Origin of the sequence: Paraburkholderia sediminicola (assembly GCF_046030555.1) — a bacterium.
Classification (GTDB): domain Bacteria; phylum Pseudomonadota; class Gammaproteobacteria; order Burkholderiales; family Burkholderiaceae; genus Paraburkholderia; species Paraburkholderia sediminicola_E.
The window spans coordinates 84,013-101,780 of the sequence record NZ_JAQQCH010000020.1 but is presented as its reverse complement, the minus strand read 5'-3'; the positions used below and the strand labels follow the sequence as shown (position 1 = coordinate 101,780).

General features: G+C 62.4%; 15 protein-coding genes. 1 reads left to right on the top strand and 14 read right to left on the bottom strand.

The features are described from left to right. Positions 1-45: 45 nt before the first annotated feature. From ligD to PQQ52_RS25590, 3 genes are all read right to left on the bottom strand, one after another. Positions 46-2,931 carry a DNA ligase D gene (ligD, locus tag PQQ52_RS25600; protein ID WP_408217458.1) on the bottom strand — a complete coding sequence of 962 codons (2,886 nt, stop codon included), beginning with the start codon at positions 2,929-2,931 and terminating at the stop codon, positions 46-48. A gap of 81 nt (positions 2,932-3,012) precedes the next feature. After that, positions 3,013-3,993, bottom strand: coding sequence for a non-homologous end joining protein Ku (gene ku, locus PQQ52_RS25595; RefSeq protein WP_408217455.1), 981 nt, complete (start codon positions 3,991-3,993; stop codon positions 3,013-3,015). 341 nt (positions 3,994-4,334) lie between these two features. Next, a complete protein-coding gene (locus tag PQQ52_RS25590; RefSeq protein ID WP_408217452.1) occupies positions 4,335-5,582 on the bottom strand; it encodes a cytochrome P450 in 1,248 nt (415 codons plus the stop codon). A gap of 387 nt (positions 5,583-5,969) precedes the next feature. Here PQQ52_RS25590 and serB point away from each other — a divergent pair, with 387 nt between their 5' ends. Beyond that, on the top strand, positions 5,970-6,809 hold the full coding sequence (gene serB, locus PQQ52_RS25585; RefSeq protein WP_408217450.1) for a phosphoserine phosphatase SerB: 840 nt from the start codon (positions 5,970-5,972) through the stop codon (positions 6,807-6,809). A gap of 50 nt (positions 6,810-6,859) precedes the next feature. Here serB and PQQ52_RS25580 read toward each other — a convergent pair whose 3' ends face one another. The 11 genes from PQQ52_RS25580 to PQQ52_RS25530 all read right to left on the bottom strand — a co-directional run bounded on the left by PQQ52_RS25580 (position 6,860) and on the right by PQQ52_RS25530 (position 17,737). Beyond that, on the bottom strand, positions 6,860-6,991 hold the full coding sequence (locus tag PQQ52_RS25580; protein WP_408217447.1) for a hypothetical protein: 132 nt from the start codon (positions 6,989-6,991) through the stop codon (positions 6,860-6,862). Between the two features lie 217 nt (positions 6,992-7,208). Then, positions 7,209-7,490, bottom strand: coding sequence for a hypothetical protein (locus PQQ52_RS25575; protein WP_408217445.1), 282 nt, complete (start codon positions 7,488-7,490; stop codon positions 7,209-7,211). 199 nt (positions 7,491-7,689) lie between these two features. After that, entirely contained in the window at positions 7,690-8,874 is a 1,185-nt protein-coding gene (locus PQQ52_RS25570) for a cystathionine beta-lyase (RefSeq protein ID WP_408217442.1), read from the bottom strand. A 13-nt stretch (positions 8,875-8,887) separates the two neighbouring features. Next, complete coding sequence (locus tag PQQ52_RS25565; protein ID WP_408217439.1) at positions 8,888-9,565, bottom strand: hypothetical protein; 678 nt, start codon at positions 9,563-9,565, stop codon at positions 8,888-8,890. Positions 9,566-9,684: 119 nt separating this feature from the next. Beyond that, positions 9,685-10,869 (bottom strand): beta-ketothiolase BktB, encoded by a 1,185-nt coding sequence (gene bktB / locus PQQ52_RS25560; protein WP_408217436.1) that lies wholly within the window; start codon positions 10,867-10,869, stop codon positions 9,685-9,687. Positions 10,870-10,944: 75 nt separating this feature from the next. Further along, positions 10,945-11,913, bottom strand: a complete 969-nt coding sequence (locus tag PQQ52_RS25555; RefSeq protein ID WP_408217433.1) for a sugar kinase — start codon at positions 11,911-11,913, stop codon at positions 10,945-10,947. Between the two features lie 15 nt (positions 11,914-11,928). Beyond that, positions 11,929-13,320 (bottom strand): 30S ribosomal protein S12 methylthiotransferase RimO, encoded by a 1,392-nt coding sequence (gene rimO / locus PQQ52_RS25550; protein WP_408217430.1) that lies wholly within the window; start codon positions 13,318-13,320, stop codon positions 11,929-11,931. A gap of 116 nt (positions 13,321-13,436) precedes the next feature. Continuing rightward, positions 13,437-14,489 (bottom strand): tRNA dihydrouridine synthase, encoded by a 1,053-nt coding sequence (locus PQQ52_RS25545; protein WP_408217427.1) that lies wholly within the window; start codon positions 14,487-14,489, stop codon positions 13,437-13,439. Between the two features lie 389 nt (positions 14,490-14,878). Then, positions 14,879-15,496 (bottom strand): polyhydroxyalkanoate synthesis repressor PhaR, encoded by a 618-nt coding sequence (gene phaR / locus PQQ52_RS25540; RefSeq protein ID WP_408217424.1) that lies wholly within the window; start codon positions 15,494-15,496, stop codon positions 14,879-14,881. A 126-nt stretch (positions 15,497-15,622) separates the two neighbouring features. Next, entirely contained in the window at positions 15,623-16,363 is a 741-nt protein-coding gene (locus PQQ52_RS25535) for a 3-ketoacyl-ACP reductase (RefSeq protein ID WP_408217422.1), read from the bottom strand. A gap of 192 nt (positions 16,364-16,555) precedes the next feature. Beyond that, on the bottom strand, positions 16,556-17,737 hold the full coding sequence (locus tag PQQ52_RS25530; RefSeq protein ID WP_408217419.1) for an acetyl-CoA C-acetyltransferase: 1,182 nt from the start codon (positions 17,735-17,737) through the stop codon (positions 16,556-16,558). Positions 17,738-17,768 lie beyond the last annotated feature (31 nt).

Sequence of the window (17,768 nt, the reverse complement as noted above, 5' to 3'; positions counted from 1 at the left end):
TGTGCTCCTCTTTCAGGTTGTCGAATGAGGCTGGCTGAATCGAAGTCAATCCGCTCCATCCAGACGTTTTTTCATTGCCTCGGTGATGCGCTGACGCGTTTTCGCGTAGTCCGCCCATGGGTCGCGCTTGAGGACTTCGAGACGCTCATGCACGTTTTCGATGGTCCATTGATCTCCGCTCGTCGTGGTGGCGACTTCGTCCCACGAGAGCGGCACGGAAACGCCCAGCGCCGGCCGGGCGCGCGCCGAAAATGCGGCCACCGTACTCGAGCCCCGGTTATTACGCAGATAGTCGACGAAGATCTTCTGCTTGCGATTCTGCGCGCCCATCTTTGCACTGAAGTACTTGGGCAACGTCGTCGCCATATGCTGCGCGACGGCTTGCGAAAACGCCTTCACGTCATCCCAGCCGGCGTGCTTCGCGAGCGGCACCACTACGTGGAACCCTTTGCCGCCGCTCGTCTTGCAGAACGAGATAAGACCGAGTTCTTGCAGCAACGAGCGCGTCAGCTGCGCGGCCTCGATCATCCGTTCCCACCCGAGCGATGCATCGGGGTCCAGATCGAACACCATGCGATCGGGTTTTTCAATGTTCGACACCACGGCATTCCACGTGTGAAATTCGACGGTGCCCATTTGCGCGGCGCCGACCAGCGCCTTGAGCGTATCGACGGTAATCAGCGGCGGATGGCCCGGGTCGAGTCCGGGATGCTGCTTGACGTTCGGAATCGACAGCTTCTGGCTGTGCTTCTGGAAAAATAGCTCGCCGCCTATGTCCTCGGGCGCACGCACCAGCGACACCGGCCGGTCCTGCAGATGCGGGAGCATCCAGTCGGCGACCGATTCGTAGTACTGCACGAGATCGATTTTGCGGGTGCCGGTGCTTTTATCGATGACGCGGTCGGGGTGGGACACGCGGACGCCGGCGACTTCGGCTGGCGTGGTTGCGGCTTTTGATTTCGCGCCGGTTTTTGTTGCCGACGTCTTCGCCGCGCTTTTTTTGGCGGGCCCGGCCGCGGAACTCGTAACGGTCTTTTTCGTCGTGCGCTTTGTCGGCTCGGCGTCGGATGCGGTATCGGTTTGCTCTTGCACATCAGCTCCTTTACGGGGGGCTTCCCTGATGATCTGCCGTGCCGGCTTATCGTTGCGCAGACTCACGAACGACGCCTGCCGCACGATGCCATCGCTCGTCCATTCAGCGAAATTGCATTCGCAAACGAGCGCCGGTTCGACCCAATGCACCGGCGTGCGGCTGCGTTCGCGCGGCGTGGCGGCGAACGGCATGCGTCCGCTTGCGTGCGCGTCGAGTTCTTTCTTGACCGAGCGCAGCAACGCAGCGTTGAAGCCCGTGCCGACGCGTCCGGCGTATTGCAATTTACCTTTGCCGTCGTAGACACCGAGCAATAGCGCACCGAATGCCGCACGGCTACCCGACGGTTCGGAATAGCCGCCAATCACGAACTCCTGGCGCCGCCGGCATTTCAATTTGATCCAGCCCGACGAGCGCCCCGATGTGTAGCCGCTATCGCGACGTTTGCCGATGATGCCTTCGAGCGCCATGTCGCACGCGCTCTTCAGCAGATCGTCGGCGCTGAACGCGAAGTCATTGGAGAAGCGCAAGACGCTATCGTCGTCCCCATCCATTAGCGCGCGCAAGATCGCGCGCCGTTGTTCGAGCGGCACACCGCGCAGATCGTAGCCGTTCAGAAACGGAATATCGAACAAATAAATGACGATGTCCTGCGGGCGGTTCGAGTCGAACGCGTTTTGCAGCGCCTGAAAACCCGGCACACCGTTCTCATCGAGCACCACGGCTTCGCCGTCGAGCCATGCGCTTTCGATGTCGAGTTGTTCAAGCGCCTTCACCTGCTGGCTGAACTTCCCGGTCCAATCGTTGCCGGCGCGCGTGAACACCTTGACCGCCTTGGCCCTCTCCTTTCGATCGATGCGGGCCAGCACGCGGTAGCCGTCGAACTTGATTTCGTATGCCCATTCATCACCGGGTGGCGCGGCGTCGACGAGCGTCGCCAGTTGCGGCTTGAAAGTGGCGGGCAACGCGGCTTTGACCGCGCCTTCGATCGCGGGCGATGCGGCAAGCTCGCGCAGCGACCGCGCGCTGCGGGTCGACACGATGTCGGTTTTTTTCGGATCGGCGCGGCTTGACGAGGCGGCTTTGGTCCGGCTCCGGCCGGCGGTGCTCGAGCTCGTGACGGTGGACCTGCCCGCTGCCATCTTTGCACTCGTCGCGCGCGTTGTGCCCGCCACTTTCTCCGTGTCCGCGCTCCCGTGTGCAGACTCGCTCGCAGTCTTCCTTGCCGCGCGCTTCGTGGAGCCTGCGCCGCTGCCGCCCAGCACGCTGCCTGGACGGGCCTTCAGAATGTCGTATTCGCTTTCATCGCGGGCTTCGTCGTCTCGCTCCTTGATCAGCAGCCACTGCTCCTTGTCACCGCTGCCGCGCATGTGGCTGCGTACCAGCGCCCAGCCGCCGTGCAGTTTTTCGCCGAAGAGCTGGAATTTGAGCTTGCCTGCCTTATACGATCGGGCCGCCTCCGCTGCGCCGCCGACCGGCTCCCACGTTCCGCGGTCCCACACGATGACCGTTCCCGCACCATAGTTACCAGGCGGGATTTCGCCTTCAAAAGAGCCATATTCGACAGGATGATCTTCGACATGCACCGCGAGCCGTTTCACCGCGGGGTCGAGGCTCGGCCCCTTGGGCACCGCCCACGACAGTAACGTCCCGTTCAATTCGAGCCGAAAGTCGTAATGGAGGCGCCGCGCATCGTGCTCCTGAATCACATACGACAGCGCCGCCTTCGATGCGCGCGTGGCCGTCCCGCGGCCAGCTTTCTTACGCGCAGCCGAACCCGATGGCTCCGGCGTTTCGTCGAAGCGTCGCTTGCGGTTGTAGAGATCAAGCTTGTCGTTCATGGAGGTGAACTCGTCGCGGATCGTGTTATCGCGGGGTTATCTATCACGTGGGTCTATCGAGTGGGTCTATAAAGCGGGCACTCAGGCAGCCGCACGCCGTTTGCGTGCCGCCGGCGCCGCCTTGGCACTCGCGCCTCCGCTCTTGCCACCGCCGCGGCTCGTACTCGTTGAACGCGGCTTCTTGCGGGCTGGTGCGGCCGCCTCGGCATCGCCGGCTTCCTCGTCATCGTCCGCGGTATTCTTGCGCGCGCCCGCCGCCTTGCCTTTGCCGCGACCGAGGCTGCGCTTGAGCAGGTCGGACAGATCGAGAATGTCGGCGGAACGACGCGATTCGCGTGGCGCCTCGACCTCGGTGATTTCCTCGGTCTTCCCCGCGCGAATCTTGCGGTCGACCAAGGCCATGATGTCGTCGCGGAACGTGTCGTGATACTGCGACGGATCCCATTTGTCGCTCATGTCGTTGATCAGCTTCTTTGCCATGTCGAGTTCGCGCGCGGTGACGCCGGCCGCCTTCATACCATCGGCCGGCAACTTGAACTCGTCGAAGTCGCGTACTTCGTCGGCCCAACGCAGTGTGTTCAGCGCCAGCACCGGCCCGACTGGAATCAGCGCCGCGAGATGCTGCTTGTTGTGCAGCACGACGCTCGCCACGCCGATCTTGCCCGACGCTTTCATCGCTTCGCGCAGCAGTGCATACACCTTTTCGCCCTTGCGGTCGGGTGTCAGAAAGTACGGCGTGTCGAGGTAGAGAAACGAGATGTCAGGGGCGTCGACGAATGCGAGGATATCGACCGTCTGCGTCGACTCGGGATTGGCTGCGCGAATCTCGTCGTCCGAGAGCACGACGTACTTGTCCTTTTCGTACTCGAAGCCGCGCACGATGTTCTCACGCGTCACTTCCTTGCCGGTGCGCTTATTGATCTGCTTGTAGCCGATCGGATCGATCGTGCGCTTATCCAGCAGATTGAAACCGACTTTCTCCGACTGCGTCGCCGGATACAACTGGACCGGTACATGGACGAGGCCAAAGCTGATTGCGCCCTTCCAGATCATATGTGCCATCGTGCGCTCCCCAAGGCCTAGGACCTACGGCGAAGCAGCAAGCGTGCCACGGTTTGGACGCCAGAACGGGCGCGGCGCCGTGCCGGCCGCGATCGGCACCGGCTGTAAGTCTTGCGTTATGTCGGCAAAAGATACGGCGTTCTGCGCCTGGGTGGCTCGATTGCAGTTGCGGTTTGCGGTTGCGGTTCGCAGTTGCGGTTCGCCGTGCAGCAGGCTGCTGGAGTCGGTGTGCGGCAAGGTAACCCAAAGCAGTTCTATCAGCGATCACAGCAGGCACACGCGAGCCTCGCGCGGCATCCAGTCTGCGCCTGGCCGGTCGGCGCACCGCGTGACCTGCCACGTCAGTCACCGCTCACCGGCGCGAGTTCGAGCGGCACCGCTGCGAAGCCACGAAACCGCACCCGTCCGCCGCGCGTCGGTTCGCCGTCCAGGCGATACGCCGGAAAGCGCTGCACGAAACGTCCGACGGCGGTGCGAGCCTCAAGCCGCGCGAGCGACAACCCCGCGCACTGGTGAATGCCGAAGCCGAACGCCAGATGCCGGTTCGGATCGCGGCGGATGTCGAAGCGGTCCGGTTCCGCGAACTGCTCGGGATCGCGATTGGCCGCGCCGATGCACAGCGTGACGGGTGTACCGCGTGCAACCGCGACGCCGCCGATCTCCGTGTCGTCAGTTGCCATCCGGTTGCCCAGCTGATTCGAGCTCTCGAAGCGCAAACACTCTTCGATCGCCGACTCGATAAGCGACGGTTCGCTCCGTAGCGCGGCGCGCTGTTCGGGCCAGTCGGCGAGCGTAACGAGACCGTTGCCGATCAGATTCGTCGTGGTTTCATGACCGGCATTCAGGATGAAGATGCAGTTTTGCAGCAACTCCGCTTCCGACAACTGCTCGCCGCCCCCCTCGCCCTGGATCAGGCGCGTCAGCACGTCGTGCTGCGGATCGCCGGGTTCGCGCCGGCGCCGCGCCACCAGATCGCGCAAATAGTCGACGAATTCGCCGACGGCACGATTTCCCCGTTCGAGTTGCGCTGCGCTCAACGACGGCTCGAGCGCGCCGAGTATCGCGAGCGACCAGTCGCGCAACGGTTCCCGCTCAGCGTGCGGCACATCCAGCAGGTTGCCGATGATCTCGACCGGAATCGCTGACGCGAACTGGCCGATCAGATCGATCCGGCCACGCACCGCGGCGGCATCGAGCAAACCATCGACGAGGCGGATCAGACCCGGTTCCATCGCCGCGATGGCGCGCGCCGTCAGCGCGCCGGCAATCAGTTTGCGTACCCGCGTATGACGCGGCGGATCGTTGAACACGAGACTGGTGGTGTGATGGGTGTAGAGCGGCGAGTCACCGTACTTCGGCTTGAATTCGACGGTCTTGTCGGAACTGAAGGTTTTCGGATCACGGTAGACAGCCTGCACGTCGCGAAAACGCGTCAGAAAGAGCGAGCCGTCCGGCATGCGTTTGACCGGTTCATGGGCGCGCAGCGCGTGGTAGACCGGGTACGGGTCGGCATAGAACGCGGGGTTCAGATGGCGCAGATCGAAGTCGCGCGCAAGGGTGGACGCGTCGCTAGCGGTCGCGGGGGTCATGACTTGTCTCCGTGGTGGTGCGTCTCGTCGCGGGTGCCAATGCCTGTCGTGCGCGGTGTGATACGCGCCTCCTGGGCGCTGCAGGCTCGATAGGCTCGATGGCTACGTCAATGGCTGCGAGGCGTCGTTCGAAGCGCCAGTATGACGTGGGCGTCTAATGATTGCACGGTGGATTGCCTGGATGGTGACGCGATGGGCCAGGTGATGGGATTTCCTGGCGGGGTGTTTGTCTATCGGCCGATAGTCGCCCACCCGCTTGACTGCCACGCGGTTACCTGTTGCCCGCTGTCGGCTGCCCCGGGCGGCCACATGCCACCGAACCGTTACAATGGCAGGATTTTCGGCGCGCGTCGCGCGCCCGTCCTCTTCTGCGTCAATGGGTCGTCCATGAACCTCGTTATCCAAAGCACCGCGCCCCTTTCCGCCGACCACCACAAAACGCTCGTCGCGCTCGCGCGCGGCTCGCACGCTGCCGTCATCGACGCGAACGCGATTCGCATTGCCGGTGCGAACATTGCGCAACGCGCCGACCTCGAAGTCTATTGCGGCACGCATCAACTGGACTATGCGTTTGTCGAAGCTGGCCGTCAGTTGTGTGACTTCGGCCTCGTCGCGATGGATATGGACTCGACGTTGATCACGATCGAATGCATCGACGAAATCGCCGACTTCTGTGGGTTGAAAGCAGAAGTCGCGGCGATTACGGAAGCGTCAATGCGCGGCGAAATCAAGGACTTCAACGAGAGCCTGACGCGCCGTGTGGCATTGCTCAAGGGACTCGACGCCGGCGCGCTCGAACGCGTTTATGAAGAACGGCTGCAACTCTCGCCAGGTGCCGAACAGATGCTGGCCGGCGCGAAAGCGGCTGGATTGAAAACGCTGCTGGTGTCCGGCGGATTCACATTCTTCACCGAGAAGCTGAAGGCACGCCTCGGCCTCGATTTCACGCGCGCGAACACGCTCGAAATCGTGGATGGAAAGTTAACTGGCAACGTGGTCGGTGAGATCGTCAACGCTGACGTGAAAGCACGTACCTTGCGCGAGACATGCGCCCAACTGAATATCGAGCCGGCACGCGCGATTGCGATGGGCGACGGTTCGAACGATCTGAAAATGATGGCCGCTGCGGGACTTTCCGTTGCATTCCGCGCGAAGCCGGTGGTGCGCGAAGCAGCCAGTGTGGCGTTCAACTACGTTGGGTTGGATGGCTTGCTGCGCCTGTTCTGAAGCCTGGTTTGCGCTGGCCGATGCAATGGCGGCCAGCGCCGGTACGAGAATTATTTGTTGAGATGTGCGATCAGGAACATGCCCAACATGGCGATCCCAGTAACTCCGATCACGACGCCATTCCACTTCAGAAAAAGGGCGTGGTTTTCGTCAGACTCCAGAAACGTGAATAGTTTATGCATGAGTGCCTCCTAAGAGGAGATCAGTATAAGAGCTGCGTTATCTAAAAAATCTAAATCATATGCACGTGTAGGATTGCAAACAGAGTAGCTGCGAGAGATGTTGCAAGAATCGAAATCGCAAAGTCCGCACGCGACAAGGCCCCCATAGCAGACCGCTTCTACCCGTCACGAATGCATGTGGCCGCCTGATCATGACGTGTATTGACCAAAGACGACATCACGATATTCGAACAGAGAATGCCAGGATGCAGAATCCTGCAATGGCGCCCTCCAGCACAGGCACTACGCCACTTCCTCGCTCCAGCGCAGTCACCGCTTCATAGACCGCGGCCGCGCACAGACCGATCGCACACCAGAACAGTTGGCCGTCTTTCACTGACGCGGCGATCAACACCTTCGCGACGCGCCAGCCGTGCGTGGGTGCGACGAGCGCTAGGGTAAAGATCGGGCCGACAATCGGCACGCCAGGATTCAGCAACATCCAGAAAAATAGATTCATCGAAACTCACCATAGTGCGGCATCCGTTAGTAAAGTGCGCACCATCGTAGCGTCGATATCCGGTGTCGACCATTCGGCCGGATGGTTAGGCTTACTGGTCATCTTGACAAAACAAAAAGCCCATCGTGAACTCGGCACAATGGGCTTTCTTAACCTTCAGCAATCAGCAATCAGCAGTCGGCAATCAACGCTCAGGCGCTTAACCCAACGCCACCAGACACTGTTCGATATCCGCGCGCAAATCGGCCTCTTCTTCCAGGCCGATGTAGAACCGCACCAACGTACCGCGGTACGGCCATTCACCTTCCGTACGCATCGAGGCAACATCGTACGGCATCGCGAGACTGTGCGCGCCGCCCCAGCTCCAGCCGAGCGAAAACAGCTCGAGCGATTCGCAGAACGTGTCGATTTGCGCTGCGCTGTAACGTGCGTCGAACACGACTGAGAACAGGCCGCCCGCAGCCGTAAAGTCACGCTTGAAAAACTCATGCCCCGGGCAGTCGGGCAACGCCGGATGCAAAACCGCGGCAATTTCCGGACGTGTCTTCAGCCATGTGGCGAGGCCAAGCGCTGCACGGTCATGTGCCTCGAAGCGCAGTTGCATGCTCGGCAAGCTGCGCAAAATCAATGAGCAGTCATCCGACGACACGCCGATACCCATGCGCATGCGCGCTGCCTTCAGCTTCAGATGCAACTCGCGATCGACGGTGATCGTCGCGCCCATCAGCACGTCGCCGCCACCCGACTGGTATTTGGTCAAGGCCTGCACCGAGATATCGACACCGTGGTCGAACGGCCGGAAGCCGAGTCCTGCCGACCAGGTATTGTCGATCGCCGTGACGACGTTGCGCGCACGCGCCACCGCGGTGATGGCGGGCACATCCGCCACTTCCATCGTGACTGAACCGGGCGCTTCAAGCCAGATCAAACGCGTATTCGGCTGGATCAGATTCGCGATACCCGCACCGATCATCGGATCGTAGTAGCGCGCGGTGATACCGAAATCGCGCGCCAGCCAGTCGCCGTGATCGCGGTTCGGCGAGTAGACATTGTCGGGAATCAGCACGTCGTCGCCGGCCTTCACGAGGCCGAAGTACACGTTCGAAATCGACGACAGCCCCGAAGGCTGCAACAACGCGTGATTGCCGCCTTCGATGGTGGCAAGCCGCTGCGCCAACGCGAGCGAAGTCGGTGTGGCGTGCAGGCCATAGCGCCATTGCGCGTCGTTTTTCCAGTCGAGCGCGCGCATCGTCGCGAGATCGGGGAATACGACCGTCGAAGCGCGCGTCACCGGCATCGAGAAAGATTCGAAGCCCGGCGTCAGTTGATCTTCAGCACGCACGATGCGGGTCTGCAGGCCGCGTTTGAGTTTGGATTGGGTCATGGTGTATGTAGCCTTATTCGCCGGTTTGCAGGTTGCTAACACCGCCAACGGCGTGACCATTGCTCGTGGCCGAGGCAGGCGCTGCTGCGCCACCGGAAGACTGCGGCGTGACCGCTGCCTTGTTGGCCGCCGCACCGGTAGCCGTGCCAGCGGAAGCAGCCGGCACGGCCTGCCCCGCCGCCAGCGGCTTCAGATCGAACGGCTGCGGGTCGGAATCGTCGACATTCATCCGGTCGCCCGCCACCGAACCGTCAGCGGCAAACTTGCCCACCCAGTTGCCGGTGATATGCGTGCCGTCGTTCGATTCCTCGACTTCGAGCGTATCGCCGTCGCGGTCGCCCGCGATCAGGATCACCTCGCCGGTATCGGTGTACTGATACTCGCCGTGCACGCCGGCCGGGTCATCGGTTTTCGCGCCCAACCGCAGCACGATCTGACGCGAGCCCAACATGCCGGCATAGCGCGGAAACTTCGCGAATTCGGGGCTCGGCTTGAGCGGCAACTGAATCGGCGGGGGCGCCGCCAACTCCTTCACCGCGTCGCTTTCCGCCCATGCCCGCACGGGCAGTACAGCCCCGGCACCGGCACACAGCAATGCGGCCACGCACACACCTGCCCGAAGGAAACCCCTCTGGGTGACAGCCCAACCGCGCCGACGCATCGCACCCTTCATCGCTTTCGACTCCTGCATCCGTTCTTTCCCTGTTGCCTGGTACCGCTCAATACTAACGTGCTGCCCGCCTGCTGTCGGGCTTCGTTTAACGGGAAACGTCGACGCGTCACGCTACGCCGCGTTGCCCCGTCTCAACCTCAGATCCGTTCAAAGATCGCCGCGATACCTTGCCCGCCGCCGATACACATCGTCACCAGCGCATAGCGGCCGCCGACCCGTTGCAATTCATACAACGCCTTGACGGTGATCAGCGCGCCGGTCGCGCCGATCGGGTGGCCGAGCGAAATGCCCGAGCCGTTCGGATTGACCTTGGCCGGATCGAAGCCGAGTTCCTTGCTGACCGCACACGCCTGAGCGGCAAACGCTTCGTTCGCTTCGATCACATCCAGATCGGCGACCGTCAGGCCGGCGCGCTCGAGCGCCTTGCGCGTGGCGGGCACCGGGCCGATGCCCATGTATGCCGGATCGACGCCGGCATGCGCATACGAAACCAGCCGTGCCAGCGGCTTGATGCCGCGCTTTTCAGCGACGCTGCGCTCCATCAGCACGACCGCAGCGGCGGCGTCGTTGATACCCGACGCGTTGCCGGCCGTCACCGTGCCGTTTTCCTTCGCGAACACCGGCTTCAACTTGGAGAAGTCTTCCGCCGTCGCGTTCATGCGTGCGTGCTCATCCGTATCGAACACGACGTCGCCCTTCTTCGACGGCATCGTGAGCGGCAGGATCTGGTCCTTGAAGTAGCCGCTCGTAATCGCATTGGCCGCGCGGCGATGCGATTCGAGTGCGAGCGCATCCTGCGTTTCGCGCGAAATTTCGTATTTGCGCGCGACGTTCTCGGCGGTGACGCCCATATGGATCGACTGGAACGGGTCGTTCAGCGCGCCGACCATCATGTCGACGAGGCGCGCATCGCCCATGCGCTGACCGAAGCGCGCTGCCGGCATGGAATACGGTGCGCGGCTCATGTTCTCCGCGCCGCCGCCGATCGCGATGTCGGCGTCGCCGAGCAGCACGCTTTGCGCAGCCGAGACGATGGCCTGCAAGCCCGAGCCGCACAGGCGGTTGACGGTCAACGCGGGCGCATGTTGCGCGACACCGCCGTTGATCGCAGCCACGCGGGCCAGATACATGTCTTTCGGTTCGGTATGCACGACGTTGCCGAACACCACGTGGCCGACTTCGTCGCCCGACACATTCGCGCGCGCCAGCACTTCACGCACGACGCGTGCGCCCAGATCGGTCGGCGGAAAATCCTTCAGACTGCCGCCAAAACCGCCGATTGCCGTACGCACACCGCTTACCACCACTACGTCCCGTTGCATCGCTCGCTCCTCTCTAGTCTCTCAAGATGATTTTGCCTTGGCGGGCTGCGGGGCGCGCCTCGCAGCGCGTTGTGATCAGCCGCCCAGGATCTGTTCGACCGTCGCGCGCGAAGGGATCGGCGCGACCGCGCCGTAACCTTGCGTGGACAGTGCCGCGGCGACGTTCGCATATCGCGCCGCCTGAAATGGATCGTCACCCGCGACGATGCGCGCGATAAACGCGCCGCCGAAGCAGTCGCCCGCGCCGGTTGCATCGACCGCGTTGACGACGTGGCCCGGCACGACACGCCGCTCGTCAGGCGTGGCGATATACGAGCCTTCCTTACCAAGCTTGAGCGCCACGACACGCGGACCGTGCGACAGCAGAAAATCGGCGATCTCGTCGCGGCCGGTCAAGCCGGTAAGTTCGGTCACGTCGTCCCAACTCGGCAGGCAAATGTCGGTTTGACGAATGGCTTCGAGCATCACTGCACGTGCTCTCGCGAGCGGCCACAGCTTCAGGCGCAGATTGGTGTCGAAGCTCACGCGCACGCCGTTCGCTCGCGCATGCCCGATCGCCGCCAACGCTGCGTCGCAGGCGCTCAGACTGATCGCGAGACTGATGCCGGACAGGTGGACGACTTTGGCCGCGGCGATCGCATCGAGCGGTAAATCATGCGGCGCATAGCGGCTCGCGGCTGAACCCGCGCGCAGATAGTCGAACGCGTGACCTGCTGGACCGTGCGAAACGAAATAAACCCCGGTGGACGCCTGCGGATCGACGCGCACGAGCGACGTGTCAACCTGCTCGCGCTCCCACAAATCGATCAACAACCGCCCGAAATGGTCGCTGCCGACGGCCGACACGAAACCTGTCTTCGCACCCTGCCGTGTTGCCGCGATGCAGAAGTTCGACGTATCGCCGCCGAAGCCCTGCAGATAGTTCGGCTGATCTTTAGCCGACTGGTTGAATTCGATCATCGCCTCGCCGAGCGCGAGGATTTCGGGGGGCCGGCCGTCCGGGCGCCGGCCGTCCGGCGTTTGGGCGGCCGGCGTGTCGGTCATGCTCACCGTCATCGCTTAAACCTCGCCCCACAGGTCATGGCCGTCGGCACCGGTGATCTTCACCGACACGAAATCGCCGACCTTGTAACGCTTGGACGCCTTGGTGGCCGGTGCGATATACACGACACCGTCGATCTCGGGCGCATCCGCCGCCGTGCGGCCGATGCCGCCGTCGGCGTTGATCTCGTCGACCAGCACTTTCAGCGTCTTGCCAACCTTCTTCGCGATGCGTTTGGCCGACACTTCTTCGGCCACTGCCATGAAACGCGCGCGGCGTTCTTCACGCACTTCGTCGGGCAATGCGCCGTCGAGTTCGTTGGCGCTCGCGCCTTCGACCGGCGAGTAAGCAAAGCAACCGACCCGATCCAGTTCCGCCTCGCGGATGAAATCGAGCAGCGTCTGGAATTGCTCTTCGGTCTCGCCCGGGAAACCGGCGATGAACGTGCTGCGGATCGTCAGGTCGGGGCACATTTCGCGCCACGCCTTCACGCGCTCCAACACCTTCTCAGCGTTGGCCGGACGTTTCATGCGCTTCAAAACTTCCGGATGCGCGTGCTGGAACGGCACATCCAGATACGGCAGCACGTGGCCCTTGAACGGACCTTCGGCCATCATCGGAATGACTTCATCGACGCTCGGATACGGATACACGTAATGCAAACGCACCCATGCGCCGTACTGCGCCGCGAGTTCGCCGAGCGCGCCGACCAGATCGGTCATGCGCGTCTTGATCGGCTTGCCGTTCCAGAAACCGGTACGGTACTTGACGTCGACACCATACGCGCTCGTGTCCTGCGAAATCACCAGCAGTTCCTTCACGCCGGACTTGAACAGGTTTTCCGCTTCGAGCATCACGTCGGCGACCGGACGCGACACGAGGTCGCCTCGCATTGACGGGATGATGCAGAACGTGCAGCGATGGTTGCAGCCTTCGGAAATTTTCAGGTACGCGTAGTGGCGCGGCGTGAGCTTCACACCGGCCGCCGGCACCAGATCGATGAACGGATCGTGCGGCTTCGGCAGATGGGCGTGCACCGCCAGCATCACTTCGCCGAGCGCGTGCGGGCCGGTCACGGCCAGCACCTTCGGATGCACTTCTTCGATCAGGTTTGAGCCGCTCGCACTCTGCTTGGCACCGAGGCAACCCGTGACGATCACCTTGCCGTTTTCGCTGAGCGCTTCGCCGATCGCGTCGAGGCTTTCCTGCACCGCTTCATCAATGAAGCCACAGGTGTTGACGACCACGAGGTCCGCGCCGTCGTACGTGCCGGAGATCTCGTAGCCCTCGGCGCGCAGCTGCGTGATGATCTGTTCGGAATCGACGAGCGCTTTAGGGCAGCCGAGGGAGACGAAACCGACCTTCGGAATCGAAGGGGTCGGCACGATGGGGGAAATGGTCTGCGACATAGGTGGGTCCGGCGTATAGCGGTGACAATGGCGACAAATGGGGACGGTGCGGCAAGGCCAAGGGGCCTATGGCGACAGCGGCCATAGCCCGGACAACATCCCGCGCACGCAACCCTTTATTGTACCGCGCCGGCGACCGTGCAGTCGGCCAAGTGGCGGGGCATTGCCGGGTCAAGCAGGCCGGGCGTTGCGCATTGCTGTGCCGGCATCAAGCCGTTGAACGCCTGGGCGCGCGCGATCACCTCAAGAATGTCGCGCGAATCATGCAGGCGCCGGATGGCTGCATGCAGTTCGGCGGCCTGCGGCCAGGTCCGCTTCAGATAGCTGAGCCACATTTTGACGCGCCCGTGCTCGTGACGGGCCGCGACGCGGGCTTGCAATTTTCTCAGGTAGTCGGCAAGCAAACCCAGCACGGCCGGCCATTCCTCGCCGGACGGCGTTCGCTCCATCAGTCCGCGTATGCGCAAGGCCAGGAAAGGATCCGATACAGCGCCCCGCCCGATCATCACGTCGGCGCAGCTACTGACCGCCCGGCACCGCTCCCAGTCGTCCACCGTCCAGACTTCTCCGTTGGCAATGACCGGCACGTCCACGGCGTCGTCGATACGCGCGATCCAGTCCCAGTGAGCCGGCGGCCGGTAGCCGTGGTCACGCGTTCTGGCATGCACGACGACGGAGGCCGCGCCACCTTCCGCCAGCGCCGTGGCACAGTCGATCGCGAGCGAAGTATCGGACACGCCGAGCCGCATTTTTGCTGTCACGGCGATGCTGGCGGGCACAGCGGCGCGAACGGACGAAACGATCCGGTTGAGCGCTTCAGGGTGCGCCAGCAGCATCGCGCCGCCACCGTGCCGGTTAACAACTTTGGCCGGACAACCGAAATTCAGATCGAGCCCATGCGGCGACAAACTGGCAGCCTGGGCCGCATTCAGCGCCATCCATTCAGGATCGCTGCCTAGCAGCTGGATCACCATCGGCGTGCCGCAAGGTGTACGGCCACTGTGGAGGACTTCGGGCGTATCTCGCTCGTAGACACGTTCGGGCAGCACCGAGCCCGTCACTCTGACGAACTCGGACACACATCCGTCGAATCCGCCCGTGCCAGTCAGCACGTCGCGCAACACGTAGTCCGCAAGCCCTTCCATAGGCGCAAGAAACAGCTGGCTCATGCGAGAACGGCGCCTAAGCAGCTTTTGCGAATCTTATGATCAGTCAAGGCTGACAACTCCGGCCCGTGGAATCGAAGGCAGGGGCGCGGTAGAAAGAAGACGGATCTGCGACATAGGCGGGGCTGACATGCAGCGGTGGCGGGAGCGACAAATGGGGACCGTACGACCAATGCTGAGAAGTGACAGGATCATGAGGATCACACCACCACCCCACGCGGTAACGCACGCAACCCGCGATTGTACCGCGCCCGCCCGCCTGGGCGCGGCACGCGGGGTTGCCGCGGTAGCGCCACGCGCCGCCTGGCTCGACGATGTGCACAGCACTTCCACACCGTCCGTGTGATGGACGCGTGCAGACGCGCCCGCCGCGCTAGCGTCGCTCTGCGCCGCTACTTCTTCTCCGGCTCCGGATTGCCTTGCGGATTAGCCGGCGCGGTCGGCGTTCCAGCCGCATTCGCCGGGCCGCCCGGCGTGAACGGGAAAGTGGCGAACATCGATTTCGCCTGGGTCTGCATCTGCTCCTGCATCTGCACGAACATGTTCTTCGACTGCTCGATATAGCTGGTCATCATGCCCTGCATCATCGGCGCCTGCATGTTCATGAATTGCGACCAGACTTCGGGGTTCATCGCCTTGCCTTCGTACAGGTTCTTCGACTGGTCGGCGAGTTTCGCCTGAATGTCGATGAAGGCCTGGATGTTCTTTTCCAGATATGTGCCCATCATGCCTTGCATCGCATGACCGTAGAAACGGATGATCTGCGACAGCATCGACGACGAGAACATTGGCAAGCCGCCACTCTCCTCATCCAAGATGATTTGCAACAGGATGGCGCGCGTCAGGTCCTCATTGCTCTTCGCATCGATGACCTTGAAATCCTCCTGATCCAGCACGAGCTGCTTGACGTCCGTCAGCGTGATGTAGGTGCTTGTCTCGGTATCGTAGAGCCGACGATTCGGATACTTCTTAATCAATCGTTCGACTGTTTTCTTTGTAGTAGTGGTCATGTAACGCCTTTGAGCGCGAGTTGAGCGCGGAAACGGCGTCATGCCGACTGAGCAATCGCACGGTCGAGACGCCGCCGGAACCATCTGAGCAGAAACACGCCGCCTTGTGAGCGGCGTGTCCATGACTCAGCCCATATGCAAACCACCGTTCAGCGAAAAATCAGCGCCCGTCGAGAAACCCGATTCGTCCGAGGCGAGCCATGCCACGATCGAACCGATTTCCTGTGGTTGACCGAGACGGCGTACCGGAATCGTCGCGACGATCTTTTCCAGCACGTCCGGACGGATCGACTTGACCATATCGGTGCCGATGTAGCCCGGCGACACGGTGTTGACCGTCACGCCCTTGGTGGCGACTTCCTGCGCCAGCGACATCGTGAAGCCGTGAATGCCGGCCTTCGCGGTCGAGTAGTTGGTCTGACCGAACTGGCCCTTCTGCCCGTTCACCGACGAAATGTTGATGATCCGGCCAAAGCCACGCTCGACCATGCCGTCGATCACCTGCTTGGTGACGTTGAAAAGGCTGGTCAGGTTGGTGTCGATCACCGCCGTCCAGTCTTCGTGCGTCATCTTGCGGAACACGACGTCGCGCGTAATGCCGGCGTTGTTCACCAGCACGTCGATCTCACCGACTTCTGCCTTGACCTTGTCAAATGCCGTCTTGGTCGATTCCCAATCGCCGACGTTACCTTCCGACGCGATGAAATCGTAGCCTAATGCTTTCTGCTCTTCGAGCCACTTCACACGGCGCGGCGAGTTCGGGCCGCAGCCTGCGACCACCTTGAAGCCTTCCTTGTGCAGCCGTTGGCAAATGCTCGTGCCGATGCCGCCCATCCCGCCCGTTACGTACGCAATTCGCTGTGTCATAAACTACACTCCGTTATCGTTTTCGAGGCGCCGACCGGCTGCCTCTTCCCTCGCCTGTGCTTCATCTCCACTGCCGCCGGGCGACCGGCCGACGAGGCCACTACTCACCGCGCTCCACCTGCTGCCATGTGATGCGCGGCAACCCTGCTTACCGCCTGCCAAAATCCAACTGCTGCGCCTGCTTTCGGTACGTTAAGTGCGCTCGAGCGCCAGTGCCACGCCCATGCCGCCGCCGATACACAGCGATGCCAGCCCCTTCTTCGCGTCGCGCTTCTGCATTTCGTGCAGCAGCGTGACGAGAACCCGGCAACCGGACGCGCCAATCGGATGGCCGATTGCAATCGCGCCGCCGTTCACGTTGATCTTCGACGCGTCCCAGCCCATCTGCTGATTCACGGCCAACGCCTGCGCGGCAAACGCTTCATTGATTTCCATCAGGTCGAGATCGGCCGGCGTCCAGCCCGCGCGTTCGAGACAGCGGCGCGACGCCGGTACCGGGCCCATGCCCATCACCTTCGGATCCAGACCCGAGGTGGCGTAAGCCTTGATGCGCGCGAGCGGCTTGAGGCCGAGCGCTTCGGCCTTCTTCGCCGACATCACCAGCACCGCCGCCGCGCCGTCGTTCAGGCCTGATGCGTTGGCCGCCGTGACCGTACCTTCCTTCGAGAAAGCGGGCTTCAGACCCGCCAGCGATTCAGCCGTCACGCCGTGACGCACGAACTCGTCAGTTGCGAAACGCAGCGGCTCGCCCTTGCGTTGCGGAATGTCGACCGGCACGATTTCGTCGTTGAAACGGCCCGATTTCTGCGCGGCTTCCGCCTTGTTCTGCGACAGCGCCGCGAACGCGTCCTGCTGCTCGCGTGTAATGCCGTATTCTCTCGCGACGTTTTCCGCCGTCACGCCCATGTGGTACTGGTTGTAGACGTCCCACAGGCCGTCGACGATCATCGTGTCGACCAGCTTCGCGTCGCCCATGCGGAAACCGTCACGCGAACCCGGCAGCACGTGCGGTGCGGCACTCATGTTTTCCTGACCGCCGGCGATCACGATGTCCGCATCCCCCGCGATGATCGCGTTGGCCGCCAGCATCACGGCCTTCAGGCCCGAGCCACACACCACGTTGATCGTCATGCCGGGCACGGCCGTGGGCAACCCCGCCTTGATCAGCGACTGACGCGCCGGGTTCTGACCCGAGCCTGCCGCCAGCACCTGCCCCAAAATGACTTCGCTGACCTGCTCAGGCTTCAGACCCGCCCGTTCGAGCACGGCGCGAATCACTGTGGCGCCGAGTTCGGGCGCGGCAATCTTCGCCAGCGACCCACCGAATTTGCCAACTGCCGTACGGGCGGCCGATACGATCACAACATCAGTCATTTCCATTTCCTCCGGGCACATCGGCAAAATA